19 protein-coding genes are annotated in these 17,415 nt (G+C 33.9%); 11 read left to right on the forward strand and 8 right to left on the reverse strand.

Annotated features, from left to right (window positions below; genetic code table 11):
- The first annotated feature begins 67 nt into the window (after nucleotides 1–67).
- The 9 genes from ACICP6_RS01870 to ACICP6_RS01910 are packed head-to-tail and all read left to right on the forward strand — an operon-like array spanning nucleotide 68 to nucleotide 6,120.
- Nucleotides 68–325 (forward strand): phage tail assembly protein, encoded by a 258-nt coding sequence (locus ACICP6_RS01870; RefSeq protein ID WP_395463386.1) that lies wholly within the window; start codon nucleotides 68–70, stop codon nucleotides 323–325.
- Nucleotides 322–453: a hypothetical protein gene (locus ACICP6_RS01875; protein WP_255565541.1), complete on the forward strand. Its 132-nt coding sequence runs from the start codon at nucleotides 322–324 to the stop codon at nucleotides 451–453. Before ACICP6_RS01870 ends, ACICP6_RS01875 begins: the two co-directional genes overlap by 4 nt.
- A complete protein-coding gene (locus ACICP6_RS01880) occupies nucleotides 435–2,870 on the forward strand; it encodes a phage tail tape measure protein (protein ID WP_395463387.1) in 2,436 nt (811 codons plus the stop codon). The genes ACICP6_RS01875 and ACICP6_RS01880 overlap by 19 nt, the downstream gene beginning before the upstream one ends.
- A gap of 2 nt (nucleotides 2,871–2,872) precedes the next feature.
- Nucleotides 2,873–3,220, forward strand: coding sequence for a phage tail protein (locus ACICP6_RS01885; protein WP_395463388.1), 348 nt, complete (start codon nucleotides 2,873–2,875; stop codon nucleotides 3,218–3,220).
- Nucleotides 3,217–3,426: a tail protein X gene (locus tag ACICP6_RS01890; RefSeq protein ID WP_395463389.1), complete on the forward strand. Its 210-nt coding sequence runs from the start codon at nucleotides 3,217–3,219 to the stop codon at nucleotides 3,424–3,426. The genes ACICP6_RS01885 and ACICP6_RS01890 overlap by 4 nt, the downstream gene beginning before the upstream one ends.
- A gap of 1 nt (nucleotide 3,427) precedes the next feature.
- Nucleotides 3,428–4,378 carry a contractile injection system protein, VgrG/Pvc8 family gene (locus tag ACICP6_RS01895; RefSeq protein ID WP_395463390.1) on the forward strand — a complete coding sequence of 317 codons (951 nt, stop codon included), beginning with the start codon at nucleotides 3,428–3,430 and terminating at the stop codon, nucleotides 4,376–4,378.
- A gap of 46 nt (nucleotides 4,379–4,424) precedes the next feature.
- Entirely contained in the window at nucleotides 4,425–4,907 is a 483-nt protein-coding gene (locus ACICP6_RS01900) for an ankyrin repeat domain-containing protein (protein WP_395463391.1), read from the forward strand.
- Between the two features lie 53 nt (nucleotides 4,908–4,960).
- Nucleotides 4,961–5,176, forward strand: coding sequence for a hypothetical protein (locus ACICP6_RS01905; protein WP_395463392.1), 216 nt, complete (start codon nucleotides 4,961–4,963; stop codon nucleotides 5,174–5,176).
- Between the two features lie 8 nt (nucleotides 5,177–5,184).
- Complete coding sequence (locus tag ACICP6_RS01910) at nucleotides 5,185–6,120, forward strand: patatin-like phospholipase family protein (RefSeq protein ID WP_395463393.1); 936 nt, start codon at nucleotides 5,185–5,187, stop codon at nucleotides 6,118–6,120.
- Nucleotides 6,121–6,178: 58 nt separating this feature from the next.
- On the opposite strand, the gene ACICP6_RS01915 is transcribed toward ACICP6_RS01910, so the two are convergent.
- The 6 genes from ACICP6_RS01915 to mutL form a co-directional block, all read right to left on the reverse strand.
- Nucleotides 6,179–7,165 (reverse strand): helix-turn-helix domain-containing protein, encoded by a 987-nt coding sequence (locus ACICP6_RS01915; protein WP_395463637.1) that lies wholly within the window; start codon nucleotides 7,163–7,165, stop codon nucleotides 6,179–6,181.
- A 46-nt stretch (nucleotides 7,166–7,211) separates the two neighbouring features.
- Nucleotides 7,212–8,132, reverse strand: a complete 921-nt coding sequence (locus ACICP6_RS01920; protein WP_395463394.1) for a helix-turn-helix domain-containing protein — start codon at nucleotides 8,130–8,132, stop codon at nucleotides 7,212–7,214.
- A 65-nt stretch (nucleotides 8,133–8,197) separates the two neighbouring features.
- On the reverse strand, nucleotides 8,198–9,391 hold the full coding sequence (locus ACICP6_RS01925) for a hypothetical protein (protein ID WP_395463395.1): 1,194 nt from the start codon (nucleotides 9,389–9,391) through the stop codon (nucleotides 8,198–8,200).
- Between the two features lie 170 nt (nucleotides 9,392–9,561).
- On the reverse strand, nucleotides 9,562–10,236 hold the full coding sequence (locus ACICP6_RS01930) for a RadC family protein (protein WP_353278681.1): 675 nt from the start codon (nucleotides 10,234–10,236) through the stop codon (nucleotides 9,562–9,564).
- A gap of 171 nt (nucleotides 10,237–10,407) precedes the next feature.
- The gene (locus ACICP6_RS01935; protein WP_395463396.1) at nucleotides 10,408–11,346 is read right to left on the reverse strand and encodes a helix-turn-helix domain-containing protein; all 939 of its coding nucleotides are present in this window, start codon (nucleotides 11,344–11,346) and stop codon (nucleotides 10,408–10,410) included.
- A 68-nt stretch (nucleotides 11,347–11,414) separates the two neighbouring features.
- On the reverse strand, nucleotides 11,415–13,205 hold the full coding sequence (mutL, locus tag ACICP6_RS01940) for a DNA mismatch repair endonuclease MutL (protein WP_395463397.1): 1,791 nt from the start codon (nucleotides 13,203–13,205) through the stop codon (nucleotides 11,415–11,417).
- Between the two features lie 239 nt (nucleotides 13,206–13,444).
- Between mutL and ACICP6_RS01945 the strand changes: the two genes are divergently transcribed.
- A complete protein-coding gene (locus ACICP6_RS01945; RefSeq protein WP_395463398.1) occupies nucleotides 13,445–14,422 on the forward strand; it encodes an Rpn family recombination-promoting nuclease/putative transposase in 978 nt (325 codons plus the stop codon).
- A gap of 280 nt (nucleotides 14,423–14,702) precedes the next feature.
- Here the strand turns inward: ACICP6_RS01945 and ACICP6_RS01950 are convergent, their stop codons facing one another.
- Both ACICP6_RS01950 and ACICP6_RS01955 read right to left on the reverse strand, forming a co-directional pair.
- On the reverse strand, nucleotides 14,703–15,092 hold the full coding sequence (locus tag ACICP6_RS01950) for a hypothetical protein (RefSeq protein WP_395463691.1): 390 nt from the start codon (nucleotides 15,090–15,092) through the stop codon (nucleotides 14,703–14,705).
- A protein-coding gene (locus tag ACICP6_RS01955; RefSeq protein ID WP_395462624.1) for an IS5 family transposase occupies nucleotides 14,980–15,769 on the reverse strand; the annotation gives its coding sequence in 2 pieces (ribosomal slippage) (nucleotides 14,980–15,507 and nucleotides 15,509–15,769; 789 coding nt in all). The genes ACICP6_RS01950 and ACICP6_RS01955 overlap by 113 nt, the downstream gene beginning before the upstream one ends.
- A gap of 377 nt (nucleotides 15,770–16,146) precedes the next feature.
- Between ACICP6_RS01955 and ACICP6_RS01960 the strand changes: the two genes are divergently transcribed.
- Nucleotides 16,147–17,316 carry a hypothetical protein gene (locus tag ACICP6_RS01960; RefSeq protein WP_395463399.1) on the forward strand — a complete coding sequence of 390 codons (1,170 nt, stop codon included), beginning with the start codon at nucleotides 16,147–16,149 and terminating at the stop codon, nucleotides 17,314–17,316.
- Nucleotides 17,317–17,415 lie beyond the last annotated feature (99 nt).

Here is a 17,415-nt window from a genome sequence, read left to right on the forward strand (position 1 = left end):
ATACAAAGAAATTAGTTATGTAAAAGCCGATATAGACTTTTATTTAATTAACTTTTTAAGGAGGAACATGCAAGCTATAACACTTAATAACCCAATAACAGTTGATGGAATTTCTGTCTCAGAACTTACCGTTAGACGTCCAAAAGTTAGAGACTATTTGGCAATAGAACGCATTAATGGTAGTGACCTAAATAAGGAAGTAACTTTGACTGCCAATCTGACATCAGTTGCAAAAGAAGCAATTGAAGAATTAGATATTGCTGATTATGTGAAAATTCAAGAGGTATTAAAGGATTTTTTTTCACCGATTATCCAAAAAACTTGAGATTAGAAATACTAGTGCTTGGCTCTATCATAGGTGGTGGAGTTGAGCACATTCTTGATATGGAGATTAGTGAGTTTATTTTATGGAGCAAATTAGCTAGGGAGTTCAAATGTCAGTATTATCGATAAAAATAGGTGCGGTACTTGATGGCAGTTTTAATACTGTAATAAAGGGAAGTAGTAGTCAACTTACTCGTCTTGGTGAGAATATAAGAAAGCTTGATTCATCTTTAAAATCAGTATCAAAGTTTAAGCAGTTGGGTAGTGATGTTTTAACTAGCAGGAGATCATGGAAGGGCTTTGAAGATCAAGTAAAATCTTTAGCTAAACAAATGAAAGCGGTAGAGAAACCAAGCAAAACTTTAAAAGCAGAATTTGACAAGGCCAAAACCTCCGCAACAAAAGCAAAAGAAGCATATTTGAAAAAGAAAGATGCTTTACATTCATTTAATGAAGAAGTAAGGAAAAGTGGAAGAAATATTAAGTCATTAGTAAGTGATCAATATAAACTTGGTTCTTCTATTGAAGTGCTAAAAGGTAAGTATGGTAAGCTTGGGTCTGCAATACGTAGTCACCAAAGTTTTTTAGCAAGCAAAGCACATTTTAAGTCACAAATAATAGAGACTATTGGACTAGGCCTTTCGCTTGCAGCGCCAGTTAAAGTTGCTATTGATTTTGAAAGTGCTATGGCTGATGTTAAGAAAGTAGTGCAATTTGCTGAGGATGAGGCAGCTCACAATCAAGGAGCCGCAGAATTTGGTCAGACATTAAAGGAACTATCCCGTACAATACCACTGTCGGCTGCAGGGTTAGCTCAAATTGCTGCAAGTGGTGGACAACTTGGTGTAAAAAAAGATGATCTGATTAAGTTTACGACAACAGTGGCTAAAATGTCCACAGCATTTGATATGTCTGCAGAGCAAGCAGGTGATTCCATAGCTAAACTTGCCAATATCTATGGAATAGATGTAGACAGGATGGAGTGGGTGGGTGACATTATAAATCACTTATCAGACAAGACTGCTGCTAAGGCAAAAGATATGGTTGAAGCTCTAGCAATAGTTGGTGGTACTGCAAAACAGTTTGGCTTTGGTATTAAGGAAACAAGTAGTTTAGTAAATGCCTTTATTAGTTTAGGTAAACAACCAGCAAAAGCTGCAACTGCAATAAACGCTCTACTTAGTAAACTCCAGACTGCTGAGGGACAGAGCAAAGAGTTCAAAACAGCATTAGAAGGCATGGGAATAGCTGCAGAAGAAATAGTACAAAGGATTGGTGAAAATAGTCAAGGCGCACTACTTTATTTTTTTGAAACTCTGGAGAAAGTAGATAAACAGGAACGTTCTCAAATTCTTCTCAACCTCTTTGGTCAAGAATATCAGGATGACGTTGCGTTACTAGTTGGAAGCCTAAAAAATTTTAAAGAGGCTATAGCTCATGTAGCTGACGAAAAAGAATTTGAAAAATCCATGCAAAAAGAATTTAACAATCGTGCAGCAACCACAGCAAATAATTTACGATTACTGAGAAATGCAATAGCAGAAGTAGGAATGAATTTGGGCTCAGTAATGCTACCTCCTTTAAAATCGATAAGTAGTCTTTTAAGAGAGATAACTAACCCCATAGCTCGATTTGCAGAAAAATTTCCAGTTATTACTACAGGAATAATGAGTACCATAGCAGCACTAATAGGTCTTAAAGTTCTAGTAGTAAGCGGTGGTTATGCATGGAATTTAGTTAGAGGTGGAATGCTTGCTTTCTCGGTTTTTTTGCATGGAATACTGAAGCCAGCATTAATATCATTATCAACGTATGCTATTCCAGCAGTAATTACTGGACTAAGTTTTTTAAAAGCTGCAACTCTGAGCTTAGCAATGAAAGCTTTTCCTCTACTGTCATCAGCTCTACCAGCAGTAATAACAGGGCTAAGAGCAATAACACTCGCTGTAATGAGTAACCCAATTGGACTTTTAATAGCGAGTCTTGTTACTGGTGCAGCTCTTGTTATCACTAACTGGCAAAAGGTGAAAGACTTTTTCTCTAGCTTTTGGAAGTATATAAAATCGATAATAAAACCCATAGAAGAAGCTTTTTCATGGACAGGAAATACTATTAGCAGTGTGTTTGGAAAAATCTCTGAGAATAGTCCACTGAAAGAGTTTGAAAAAAGGAAAAGTATTGTTACTGAAGTAAAAGCAGTCCATACTCCCTTAAAGAGTAATATTCTCAATAGTGGAAATCCTTTGCTAGATAACAGTATAATTAAAAAATTTTCCAATAGAAATCAGAATAGCTTCAGAATCAAAAGCCTTATTGAGAAGAAAAAGTTTACAGAGAGCGATAATGATAAGATATTTGCAGATTTTGCAAGGAGTAAGTTTGAAAATAAAGAACAAAACAAAACTCAGAACATCGCCAATAATTATCATATCATTATTAAAGCAGAGCCAAAGCAAGATATCCGTAGCCTTGCAGATGAAGTAATAAAAAGGATAAGAGAAAAATCACGTGATGTTATGTTCGATACGGTAGATCCCATTTATTAAAAATGTTATCTCTTGGTCCATATAAATTTGCTCCGATAAGTTTGAAATATAGCAAAGAAAATCGTTGGAGTGTAATTGAATCTATTGGTAAAACACCTTCATTACAAAATATTGGTCAAGGGGCAGAAAATATAGATTTAGAAGGAGTAATTTATCTTCATAACTCTGGAAATTTAAGTCAATTAAATAGTGTAAAAGAAGCAGAAAAACCTCACACTTTAGTTGATAGCATGGGAAATGTTTTAGGGCAATTTGTAATTACTCGCTTTGAAGAAAAGCAAACATCATTTTTCCCTTGCGGGTTGCCAAAAAAAGTTGAATTTAATTTAAGTTTGAAGCGTTATTCATGACTATATATTACTTAGCAAAAGAAAATGATATGTTAGACTATATTTGCTGGAAGCACTATGGATTTACTTCAGGAGCAGTAGAAATAGTATTAGAAGAAAACCCTGGACTTGCGGAGTACGGAAGTTTTTTGCCTGCAGGATTGAAAATTAAGTTACCTGTAATCGAGAAACCTCCACAGAAATCAACCTTAAAGATTTGGGGATAAGGTGCAACCAGAATTTATTATTGAAGGGTATGAGTTAGCAAAAGATCGCTTGGTGTCAATGCATGTTACTGATGAATCAGGGACTATAGAAGATGTAGCTGAAATATGTGTCGATTACAGGGATGATAACATAAAAGTTCCAAAAGAGCTAAAGATTGCTTTGGGATATAGAGAAACAGAAGTGTTACCCATAGGTGTATATAGAGTCAATGAAGTTACAGTACAAAGTCCACCAAAAACCTTAACAATCAAAGCTCATACAACAAATTTGATGATCTCACTAAAAGAAAAAGTATCCAGAGAGTGGCACCAGATTACGTTAGGTGATTTAGTCAAGGAAATAGCAAATAAACATGGATATGGATACAAAGTTGCTGAAGAATTTAAAGACATATTGATACTACACATTGACCAAACTGAAGAGAGCGATATAAGTTTATTGACTAGAATAGCTATAGAGCGCGAAGCTATGGCAAAACTGGCAGGAGGGTATATATTATTTATTCCAAAAGGTGCAGCAAAGTCAGCAACGGGAAAAGCCTTAGGAACAACGACTATTAGACCTCAAGACACAATTAATTGGAAAGTGCATTTTACTGTACGTGATAAATACAATTCAGTAGTAGCGAAATGGCATAGCTATGAAAAGGGAGAGACTATATCGGAAAGAGTAGGTAGCGGTGAACCAAGTTACGCTATACAAACAGTTTACTCAAATGCAGAATCAGCTTTAAGCTCTGCAAATGCCAGATTTAAACAACTACAGCGTAACAATGAGAATCTAGAGATGACAATACCAGGTAATCCAGAGTTATGTGCAGAGGCAAAACTTAATCTTGTAGGGTTCAATCAGGATATAGATGGTGAATGGGTAATTGATAGAGCAGAACATATTTTAAATAGCTCAGGATATCGTACTACATTATCAGCTTCTTTGAGTAATTATGTTTAAGAGAAAATAAGTACATTGTTGATTTAATGCAAAAAAAATGCCGAACATGAGCAAGAAACAAGCTACATTGTGGTTTATAGTGATCATAGTATGTGTTGTTATTACGTATTACTATCAAAAACCCAAGGCTGCTGAGGAGTATCAGAAAATGTTAGAAGTAGCAGCTAAGAACTGTGACTTAGAAACTGTGAAATCATTAGTAAAAAAAAGTAGAAGTGATTCAAGTATTAGTGAAAGGGCATTATATTATGCTTCAGAGAAAGGATGCTTAGAAATTGTTACATTTCTATTAGATGAAGGAGTAGATATAAATATTAGCTTAGCACTACTTGGTGCTGCTGACGGTGGTCAATTAGAGGTTGTAAAACTTTTGTTGAAGAGAGGAGCCAACCCTTATATTAGAGGTTGGAAAGAACAAACTCCAAGAGCTAGGGCATTTAAAAGGTCATTTTATTATAGAGATAAACCTTACAGAGAAATTATAGACCTGCTTGATCAGGCGGAAAAGCAATATAAGTCAAAGCAATAAAATTATAGTTATTTTCTCACAACACGCAGTACAAATTTTCAATAACACAAATTATGAAAAATCAAAAAATCCCGCTAGCAGTAATTATCACTATGGTAATACAGACTGTAGCAGTCATATGGTGGATGGCCAAGCTTGATTTAAAAGTACAAATTCATGATCAATTTATAGAACGAAATCACGGACTAATGGAAACAGTTTATCGCCTTGAGGAGCGGGTAAAAAACCTCATTGAAGAAGTTAATGAGCTTGAGCAAAAACACAAATAACAACTACAGTGGTAAAATACATTTTATCCGTTGACGGCGGAGGCATAAGAGGTATAATACCAGCCATTATTCTAGCAGAAATAGAAAAGAGTGCAAAGAAACCGATAGCTGAAATCTTTGATCTAATGGCTGGTACTTCAACCGGTGGAATTGTTGTAGCAGGATTATGTAAAAAAGATAAACAAGGAAGCCCTCAATATTCAGCTAATGATTTAGTTGAGCTTTACCAAGAATACGGGTCATATATTTTTAAATCTTCATTTTTGAGAAGATCAATATTTTCTTGGTTTAATTGTGCACAATATTCACATAAAAACATTGAATTTGTACTGGATAAATATTTTGGTGATGATACTCTACAAAACACTTTAAGTAATGTACTGCTTACCAGTTATGATATTCATAACAACCATCCTTTCTTTTTTAAGAGCTGGAAAGAAGATAGAGATTTTATCAAATTGAAAGATGCATTACGAGCTACAACTGCAGCGCCCACTTATTTCATACCAAAACATCTAAAAATTGACCAGATAGATAGAGTATTAGTGGATGGAGGGGTATTTGCAAATAATCCTGCGGCTTGTGCATATGCAAGTGGTAAGAGGTTATTTCCAAATGATGATATTCTATTGTTATCGATAGGTACTGGAAGAACAGATAGAAGCATAGAGTATGCCAATTCAAAGAGATTTGGAAAAATAGGCTGGATAAAACCACTATTACATGTGATGTTTGCTTCAAGTTTAGATGCAGTAAACTACCAACTTGATCAAGTTATAGCTGATAAATATATACGCATACAATCGCAATTAAAAATAGCATCATCTGACATGGATAATATTACATCAAAAAATATCAAATCTCTGCAGGAGGAGGCAAATGCAATGATAGAGAAAAATCAGGAACTGATAGATAAATTCTGTATAGAAATATTAAATATATAACTATTTCTACTTATATCTTAATATATTATTTAACACTATTAACTATCTTTAACACAATTTAATTTTCACAATCACCCAACTCATCAGCAGTTAGGGCACTTGTTCGCACAATAATATCAATAGGAATACCTGCCTTAACTAGATCTTTTGCAATCTTGATTTTCTCTGCTTTTTTAACCTTTTCTTTACCAGTTTGCATTCCTTCAGATAAAGATCTGGCTACCGTATCCAGTAATTCTTGATCCTCAATTTTTTCGCATTTACCTACAAACCGCAAAATTGGCTCATTTTCATATTCTGTTAGTCCAAGAGCTTTAATGTTAACTGATAATGTCTTTGCTATCTTATATAATATTTCAATTGGAATGTCTGTATATCCTCGTTCATAGTCGTGTATTTCTTTAGGTGTTGAACCTATTTTATTTGCCAAGTCCTCCTGAGTGTATTCCCGTATTAATCTCTGCTCTTTTATCCTTTTCCCCACTTTGTAGAGTATAGAATCAGTACAAATTTCTTTCTCTATATCATCATATTCGTAAGTAGATAAGCGAGTCACTTGGGAAATAATATCAACTGAAACTCCTTCTTGCACTAGATTCTTTGCTACTTCTATTTTTGCTTCTTCTTGACTAATTTTCTCGCTAATATATACAAACCTTACTAATGGATACAGCTTCTTGCGTAATTCCTGATCCTTAATTTCTCTATGTATTTTTGTTAGATAGACTATTTCTTTATCCTCATCTTCATACCAACTGTTTTCTCTTAGTACTGTTGGTCCTGGAAGTAGATCTACAACATTGACTGACAATGCTCTTGCTATTATATACGATTCTTTGATTGTAATAGCCTTGCACCCTAGTTCAAAGTTATGTATTTCCTTATGTGTTAAACCAATTTTGCTTGCTAATTTTGCCTGAGTATACCCTTGTACTATCCTATAACCTTCTATTTTTTTCCCTAGCTCGTAGTTTACTGAACCAATATGCTCTGAATTATCATAGATAAATCCTCTAAAAGCTGTTTTTCCTACAGAAGCAAACATATATTCTATCACAAAAAAATCCACTATTGGCTAAGTTTTTATGAAATCACAAAAATTTCTCAATCATATAATTTGATAAGCCTGTCGTTTGCAAGATAATATCAACAGAAATTCCTTCTTTCACTAAATTCCTTGCAACTTCAATCTTCTTTTCCTCTCTGACCTTTTCTCTACAAACATGTATACCTTCAAATAAAGACTTGATTAGCATATCGCGTAATTCCCGACTCTCAATCTTTTTGTATTCTTCTATCAAGTTTGATAGCTTTTCTTCCGCTTCACTATCTTCATCTGATTCGGGAAGTAGATCTATGATACTGATTGATAATACCTTTGCTATTTCATCTAACATTTCAAGTGAAACAGCAGCTCTCCCTTGTTCATACTCGTATATTCCTTGATTTGTTATGCCAACTTTATTCGCTAAATCTTTTTGTGTATATCCTCGTATCAATCTCCACTCTTTTATCCTTTGCCCTACTTTGTATGGAACCGGAATTTTGTTCTTCTCATACTCACCAATAGATAAGTTAGTTGTTCGAGAGATAACATGAGCAGAAACTCCTACTTTCATCAAACCCCTTGCTACTTCTATTTTTACCGCTTTTCTGCTTCTTTCCTCACTCAAACGAATAAATTTGGTTAATAAATAAAATACCTCGCTTAATTCTTTATCTTTATAACCCTTTACTAAATTTAATATTTCTTCATCTTCAAAATATCTTTTTTCATTTGGTAGTGTTTCTCCACAAACTAGACCTTTAACATTTACTGATAATGCTTCTGCTATAGCATATAACTTCTTAATTGGAATTTTACGGTTCCCTTTCTCATATTGCAGTATTACCCAGTACTTTACACCAATTTTCTCAGCTAAACCCTTCTGAGTATAACCTCGCTCTAACCTCCAACTTTTTACTTTTTGTCCTACTTCATGATCTAGACTTTTTTCCACGCAAAAAACCATATATATAATATTTTCTACTATAGCTCAAAGGCTCCAGTAAACTCTGGAACCTTAAAATAAATGAATTAAAGTTCTCTAAAGGTTTCTTTACTACCTTCACGTATTCTATTTACCCACGGAGACAATACTTCATTATTGCTAACCTCTTTTATAGCACACTTTTCACTCCATATGCCACATCTAGTGAAATTACCTCTCTCTACTGCTTCTTTAAGTTTTACTCCACCGAAAAGGCAATTTTTTCCAATTTCTTCTCCCCTTTTTTGTAATTCAGCCCATAATTCCTTATCCGCTACTTTTACTTGTACTTGATTGCAATTTTTTACGTCCTGGTACAATATAATATTTAGCTCACCAATGCTTGTAGGAAATTCTAATACAACAGAACTTCCATCTGACATATCGGTATAGTTTCTTACACCTCCTTTCTCACTTTTAACCTCAACTGCATCATTGCCAATTTTTAAAATATTACTTCCTAACTCTCTCAGTATTTTGGCTACTTCTATTTTGCTATCTTCGGAAAATTCTATATACGATGTTGTATTATCTATCTCAACATCTATTAATTCTCCTTCTTGCACAGCACTTTCTCCAACTTTCTCTAGTTCTTCTAGTCTCTCATCTATCTGTAGCTGAACTTCTGGTTGTAGCTCATTATAGATTTCACCTATCAATTTATTCTCCAATAAAGTATCATGAAACTCTGCACCGTTTAGCATTAATTTACGTATTAGCTTTTTACAATCAGCCTTATCAAATTTATGAAAATGCGTACCCAATATCACATATTCCGCGAAGCTCCACTCTCCATCATTACATGCATTTAGCCTTCCTCCAGAAGCTAGTACTTTGTCTATAACTTTGTGCAATTCATTTACATTCTTTGCCTCTACCACTTCACTTTTAAACCAGCTCAAAGTTTCACTTTCACCTTCACTCGGCTTTATTTTTTTCAAAGCTGAAGCAAATGGATTTTTATCTTCTTGATCACTTACAGGTTTTGTGCCATAAACATAGTCAAATCCTTTCCCATAGTTGATTTTGTTTTCGCGAACTTCTCTACCAGGGAAAGGTGCTATTTCTTCAGGCTTTTTAGCCTTATTAATTTTGCTTACAAAGGTGGATTGCTCCTTAGTACGACCAATTCCTACAATAGCATTTAACACCTCACCTTTTGATAATCTATCAAGATCAATGTTTAACTCGTAAGTACCTCCTTCTTGATCATCAAAAGGTACAATTATTTTATTACTCATATTAGCCTCCGCTATTAAATATACTTTACTAAGTCTACAACTGACTTTATTACTTTATAATTAATTTAATATATACTTTCTCATTAATTATAAGCAATGATTAATGCATTTGCAAATACTTTCTTCATTCAAGTAGTTAAATAACTCATGAAAATCTTCAAATATCTGCTTTATAACAGTCCTTGCTCTTTAAAACTAAAATATCCAACACTTGTAATGATAATGTGATCCAGTAACCTAATTCCTATAGTCTGACAAGCTTTAGCCAAGTCTTTAGTTACAGCTTCATCCTCATCAGATGGCTTTAACCTTCCTTCTGGGTGGTTATGCGATATTATTATTGACGTCGCTTTTCTTATTAATGCCTTTCTTGTTACTTCTCTTATGTAAAAAGGTACCTTATCCACTGTACCAGTAAACACTTCTTCCCCCTTTAAACGGCACTTTTGATCAAAATATATTATTTTCATCTTTTCCTCCTCTGAATAACCAATACTCACCCTTAAATATTTTACGATGGTTTCCAAGTTATCCATTACAGGTCCTTTCTTTAACTCTTCTCTTGGTACTCTTTTTGCAGCTTCCTTTAGGCATAAAATTACTGCTACTGTAGAGTCAGTTATCCCTTCTACAGTTTTCAAATCATCTATTTCCTGGCCTAAAACTCCTCCTATTCCAAAACTATCTATTAGCTTTCTAGCAATAATGCGAGCTTCTTCCCTATCATGTACTGCACTTAGAAACGTTTCTATTACTTCACGATCAAGTAGTGCTTTACCGTTGCTTTCTAATGCTCTGAACTCTATTTCTTCTCTACGATCTCTACTACTTTTCTTATTATTCATAAAAATTACCCTTCACTAATAACAAAATGTTTTTATATATTTACTGCTGTTTTTTTGTCAGCATTGGCATAAGGCCATAGCTTTTGAGTGAAGTCAAATCAATTTTTAAATCTTTTTTGCTTATTTTTTTATGAATAGGTAAAGATATTAATATATGGCGATTTCTTTATTTTAAACTTGTTGAATTTCGTTCAAGGAGAGGCCTACTGTTTTTAAGATAATATTGATAGAAATTCCTTCCTTAACTAAATTCCTTGCAATTTTCATCTTTTCTACTCTCTTCACTTTCTCTTTGCAAACTTGCATGCTTTCAAACAGAGATTTTATTAGTACATTACGTAGCTCTTGGCTTTTAATCTTTTTATATTCTTCTATTAACCTTGATAGCTCTGCTTCACTATTCTCATTTTCTCTTGTTTCTGGAAGTAGGTCTGTAATACTAATTGATAGTACCTTTGCTATTTCATCTAACATTTCAAGTGAAACACCAGCTCGTCCTTGTTCATATTCATATATTCTTTGATTTATTATGCCCACTTTACTTGCTAAATCTTCCTGAGTGTATCCTCTTCTCAACCTCCATTCTTTTATTCTTTGACCTACTTTATACGGAATGGAAATTTTTTTCTCATCATTATCATATTCATCAACAGATAAATTGGTTGTTCGAGAGATAACATGAGCAGAAACTCCTTCCTTAACTAAACCCTTTGCCACTTCTATTTTTACTGCCTTTCCACTTTTTTCCTCACTAATACGGATAAATTTAGTTAATAAATAAAACGTTTCACGTAATTCTTGATCCTTAATCTCTTTATGTCTTCTTACTAGATTTACTATCTCTTCTCCCTCATACCTTTCCTCATTTGATACTTCTTGTCCGCAAGCTAGGTCTCTAGCAGTTGTTGATAATGCTTCTGCTAATTCATATAACTTCTTAATTGAAATTCTGCGTGTTCCTTTTTCGTATTGAAGTATTACCTGATATGTTGTTCCGATTTTTTTTGCTAAATCTTTTTGAGTATATCCCTTTGCTAATCTACGATTTCTTACTTCCTGTCCTATTACTTTGTAATCTAAAAAATTAGAGCATTTATTCTCTTTTTTCACATTTTATACTCCATAACCAGAAGAGCTGTTACGTATACTTAATTGGGAACCTTTTTGACAAACTGAACTCATCTCCTTTCAAACAATTTTTCTATATCACTTAGTTTCATTTCTATATACGTTGGTCTTCCGTGATCAGAATATGGAGTTTTCTCAATTTGTCTTAGTATCTCATTCATCTCTTCCAATTTCATTTTTCTTCCTGCTCCGTGGCAAGCGATTATGGATGATATTTTGTTCACCTTATCCTCTATTGGTAGCGTATCTTCTATTTCCATTAACTTATCTACTATATCAACTAGCATCTCTTTTATATCTATTGTTCCCAAGATTGCAGGTATTTCTTTTACCCTTACTTTATCTTCTGATTCTATTTCAATACCAAAACCCATTTCAAAAAGCTTATCTTTATAAGTTTTAACCATCTCCATTCCAGCTTGGTTTTTAATTTCAACTATTTCAGGAATGAGAAGTTTTTGTCTTTTTATGCTTGTTAAGCACTCGTATATTAATCTCTCATAGGCTGCATGTTGATCTACTATAATCAGCCTATCTCCAGCCTCAGCAATAATGTAAGTATTGTAGACCTGACAGCGTGCATATCCTAGAGGGTGATCCTCTATCAAATCAATTTGCTTCTTTTCTAGAACCATCGTTCCCTTTTGGGGTGGAGATTCTCCATATTTAAACGTTTCTGGTAAGCTTTGCCTTCTTTCATCTGGTGCATTGCATTCTTTCATTAAACGATTTTCTAAAAGACTTGGCCTCTTTTCATAAAACTCTTTTTGATTTTTTTTCTCTTTACTATTAACCGGCTCTTGGCTATCAAACTCCTCAATACTTTGAGACTCAACATCACTTGCTGCAAACGTGCCTACTCTAGTCGATAATGCTTTTATTATTCCTCTTCTCACTATTTCATATACTAGCCTCTTGTTCTGAAACCTTACCTCTGATTTATTTGGATGCACATTTACATCTACTTGATCGTATGGTATCTCTAAGTGCAGCACTGCAAAAGGATACCTCCCACTTGGAATAAAGTCCTGATACGCATATCGAATTGCACCAATAAGTAGATTGTCTTTTATTGGCCTGCCATTAACAAACGTATAGATCTGAGTTGAATTACCACGACTAATAGTTGGTTTACAGATGTGTCCCGTAAGTTTGATGCCGTCTTCTTCCTCTTTAACTTCCAGCGAATTGCTCTGAAATTCTTCTTCTGTTTCACATAATCTGTTAAATAATGAAGTTTGCTTAACATATTTTAAGAGCTTTTTATTACCGGAAGTGAGAGTAAACCCAATACTATAGTTAATCATTGCTAAGTTATTTACAATGTCAACAATGCTTTGTGTTTCTGCCCTCTCGGTTTTTAGAAATTTTAATCTATTTGGTGTGGCAAAAAATAAGTCACGAATTTCAATATATGTACCTTGCAACAAAGAACAAGGGATAATCTCTCTTATTTTTTCTCCTCCCTCATATCTTATAGACCATGCTTCATCCGTTCTGCTCGCTTTAGACGATAATTTTATTCTACTTACTGCAGCAATTGAAGGCAAAGCTTCTCCTCTAAAGCCAAGATGTTTGATTTCTATTAACTCACTATCGCTTAATTTTGAAGTAGCGTGACGCATAAACGCAAGTTCTAAATCGTCTTTTTCTATTCCACTTCCATCATCTGTGACAGTAATGAGGTTACGCCCACCACTTTCTATCTTGATCTCTATCTCTGAACTTCCAGCATCTATTGCATTTTCTACTAATTCCTTTACTACACTTGCTGGCCTCTCTATTACCTCTCCCGCTGCTATACGATTTATAGTTTTTGTGTCTAAAAAAATTATTGCCATATTTCCAACTCTCAGTCTGATGAAGATATAGCTTTAATGTTAAAAAAAATCAATCTCTATTAGGCATCTTCACTAATTTCAAAACAGAAATAATTGTAATAAAGATGTATAGAAACCCTATAAAGCCTAAAATGCTAGTCCTTCTGAGTAGATCATTCTCTGACTAACATATTTTAATTTTAGTTGAATATTTCTTCAGAATTGTGTATCATTATTAATGCTTTCTAGGTTAATTTATCATGGCTTTTTCTAAATTTCTTGATCCAAAAAACGATCTTAGTTTTAAGAAAATCTTTGGCTCTGAAAAGAATAAAAATATCCTCATTCACTTCCTCAACGATATCTTAGGTTTTTCTACTTCTGATCAAATAATGGAGATTGAATTCCTCAGTACTATCATGGATCCTGAAATTGCTTCTGACAAACAAAGCATTGTTGATGTTCTTTGCAAAGACTCTATTGGTAATAGATTTGTCATCGAAATGCAGCTCGCTCGTGATAAGGGCTTTGAAAAACGCGCTCAACTTTATGCTGCTAAGGCTTACTCAAGACAATTAGATAAATCTGGTAATTATATTGATCTTCAGAAAGTCTTCTTTATTGCTATTTCCAATTGTAACCTTCTGCCTGAAGAAGTTGACTATATTTCTACTCATAATATACGTGATATCAAAACCAATGGTCATTACTTAAAAGATCTACAATTTGTCTTTATTGAGTTGCCTAAATTTACAAAAAATAGAGTAGAGCAGTTAGAGAATACTACAGAGAGATGGTGTTTCTTTTTTAAATACGCAGAAGAAACAACTGATGAAGATCTGAAAAAGATAGCAGCAGAAGCTCCGATAATAAAGCTAGCATATGATGAATTAGACAGGTTCCGCTGGAATGAAAAGGATTTGATCGCATATGAAGAAAGAATATTGAGCGTGCAAAAAGAAAAAGCTATTCTTGCTCAAAAACTCGATGATGCTACTCAAAAAGGTAGACAAAAAGGTAGACAAGAAGGTAGACAAGAAGGTAGACAAGAAGGCATCCTCATTGGTGAAGAACGTGGCATCAAGATTGGTGCAGAAAAAGGGAGAGAAGAGGGTGAAAAACAGACTAAAATAGCTGTGGCCAAAAACTCACTCAAGGCTGGTGTTTCTATAGATGTTATCGCTCAAATTACCGATCTCTCTCATTCTGAAATTTTACAACTCAAGGAAAAAACATAATATCCCTACTTATTCACTTCAACATTTATGAAAACCCTCTCTAAGTTAGACATATCCCCTCATTAAGAATCTAGTGAACTGTCTAAAACAGCTATGAAGATTGTACATAGAATTATATAAATTACTATCATAACGTTACCCAAACTTCTATATCAAAGCTACTTTAGTATTAGGACCATCAAACTTGCTACTGGTTTCCCTAATTATTTTGGCTACCTTTACTTTAAATTCTATTATAAGCTTTTCACTATTTGGTATATTATATCTTCCATATCCTCATCTACTTACTCAAAGTATTTCCAAGCTTGGTTACTCCTACATCAGAAAAACAAGTTGATACTTTATCCTTTGGTAGGACATTTATACAAAAGCACTTCTTGCACTTTTCTAAAACATTATCTAACCCAACATTACCACTAAATTCAACTCCTCTTTCAAGACTTGCTGTTATTTCTGGATATGCATCTTTAATTTCAATACGTATTCTAGTCTGTTCTTTTGAGCCCAAATTTCTTATTTTACCTTCTACAAATGAATCAAATCTTCTTAGAACCTGTTTAAAATCTTCGCAATAAGAGAGAAACGAAGGAAAGAACGACCATTTGTAGGCTAGTATTGAGTTTTCGCTCACAGTTTTTCCACAATCGCCTGCATTTTTCCAACCAAGCAAAAGACCGCTCAACAACCCATCTTTTTGGCAATACAGCAAAGGTATGTAATTCGCTTCGTTTTATTACCTCAACAGCTGCACCAATAGTTACTTTTATTTGTGTTGCAAAATTTTCTCCTGTATAGCCAGCATCAACGAGTATATTTTTGACTTCAGAGAGGTTTTCTTTAGCATTTCCCACCATTTTTACAGCACTGCTACGATCAGTTGCTTCTGCCGTTGTTATATGAATTGCATGTGGCAAGCCCTGTGTATCAACTGCGATATGACGCTTTATACCTGAAATCTTTTTACCTGCATCATAACCCTTTCTTTCAGCAGTATCTGCGTTTTTAACGCTTTGAGCATCAATTATGCAGAAACTGGTTTTCTCTTTCCGACCATTGTTGATACGGACCTCTCCAACTAATTTTTTTTAAGACTAATTCCAACAAACTTGGTTCTTCTCCATCCTTTTTATTCCACATTTGAAAATAATAATATATGCTCTCCCACCTTGGAAAATCTTTTGGCAACATCCTCCACTGGCAACCACTTTTTAGGACGTATAATACTGTACAAAATACATCATATAAATCAAGTTTTCTTGGTTTTGTTTTCCTCCTGCTACTCTCCAGAATTGGTTTGATTTTTTCAAATTGCTCTCGACTTATATCACTTGGATAACTTTTTCGCATAGATATACCTCATTCTTAATCTACCCCTATTTTACCTTATCCTTTCGAGATTTTAAACAGGTTCTAAGGGAGAACAAAGCAAAAACAAGTTTAGAGATAAAAATACAGTTGGCAGTATTAGTTACGCTGACTATTATAACCCTCGATTTAGCATTAGTAGTATATTCTGTTATGAAAAGTACTCAAAAAATTACTGCAGCAAAACCAAGTAGTGTTCTCAATGAAGTAGCGAGTAAAGAGGCAATACCACAAATAAAAGGAAAAGCATAATAAAACAACTATAAATCCAATGAATCACAGAGAGGTATGTGTTCGCGAATTTTTTATTGCCGTATTTTCGTAACATGGTATACTAATGGTAAAATAGAGTGTATAATATGTTGGCAGGCGAAAATAATAATCGACAGCAAAATAGAAATAGAGCACAGGCTCTAGTAGAAAGAATACAAAATGCTTATAACAACACTGGTAAAATTAAGAGATTTATTAACATAATTTTACTGGTAAGTATGATTCCTCCATTCTTTTTTCTTGCACAGTTTCTTTTGTATTCATGGTTAGTAGATTATTTTTTTAAACCAGAAGAAAATGAAACGAGGTTATCGGCTTGGCCAAAAAATATCATTAGGCTAATATTAAGAGCTGTTTTAATCGTATGCATTATTATTTCCTGTGTGTTTTTAGCATTACCTGTGTTATTCTTATGGTTACTAAACCGAGCACTCATTAAAGAAATATGGCAGCTTAATAACTTAATACTGGAAGCTCCGGAAGAAGAAAGGCAGTTTCTTGCTCACGATTTAGTTGATGTTCTTCCCTTTGTTGTGCAAACCACTCATGATCCAAATGCAGTTTCCAGTATAAATTTAAGTGTTGATAGACTCATAGAGAAGTATAAAGGGAACCTAAGTAAAGAGGTATTCTATGTACAGCTAAATAAAGAAAATACAACTGACATTGAAAAGTATATTAAACAGTCAAATGAATTTACAGAAAGTGAAAAATCTCATGCACTTAAATGCTTGGAGTTTATTAATAAAACAACAGGAGATAGTTTTAAAGACAGTTATAGTAAGTTAACACTAAAACAAGTAGCTGTTTTGTGTTGGAAAGCTTGCAATGATAGAAATACAGGAACGGAAAACCAAAGAATTCCTTTAAGTAATGAGGATATAAAAAACAGAAGAGATATATTTATTAAAGGTCTTATAGATGCAGCAACAACTTATGGTCCCCAAGGTCAAAGTTGTACTGGAGGAACTTATAATAAAATAGTTGAATCTTTATCTGGTTTGCATCCATCGGTGGTTATTACGCTAAATAAAGAAGAAGCTAGGGAAATGGTAAAGGACACAATCATTAAAAGATTTCCCGAAATGGCTAGGGAGGTTCTTAGCAATTTCCCTGCAGAAGAGCAAGAAACAATCCGGAAGAGCTTCTCAGACCCCTCTGAAATAGTAATGTTTTTTAATGCTGCATGTGAAGCTCTTGAGGAAAAGTGTCAGAAGTTTAGCAGCAGTCTGGATAGTGGTAAAAAAAAGAGATAATAGGAGAATGTATGAGTAATTTATTCTACGTTGAGCTAGAAAGTCCAGGCGGAAGAAAAAGGTAAATTATATTTCATTCAAGTCATTTATCTTGAAATA

Source organism: Wolbachia endosymbiont of Cantharis cryptica (assembly GCF_964277405.1).
Classification (GTDB): Bacteria; Pseudomonadota; Alphaproteobacteria; order Rickettsiales; family Anaplasmataceae; genus Wolbachia.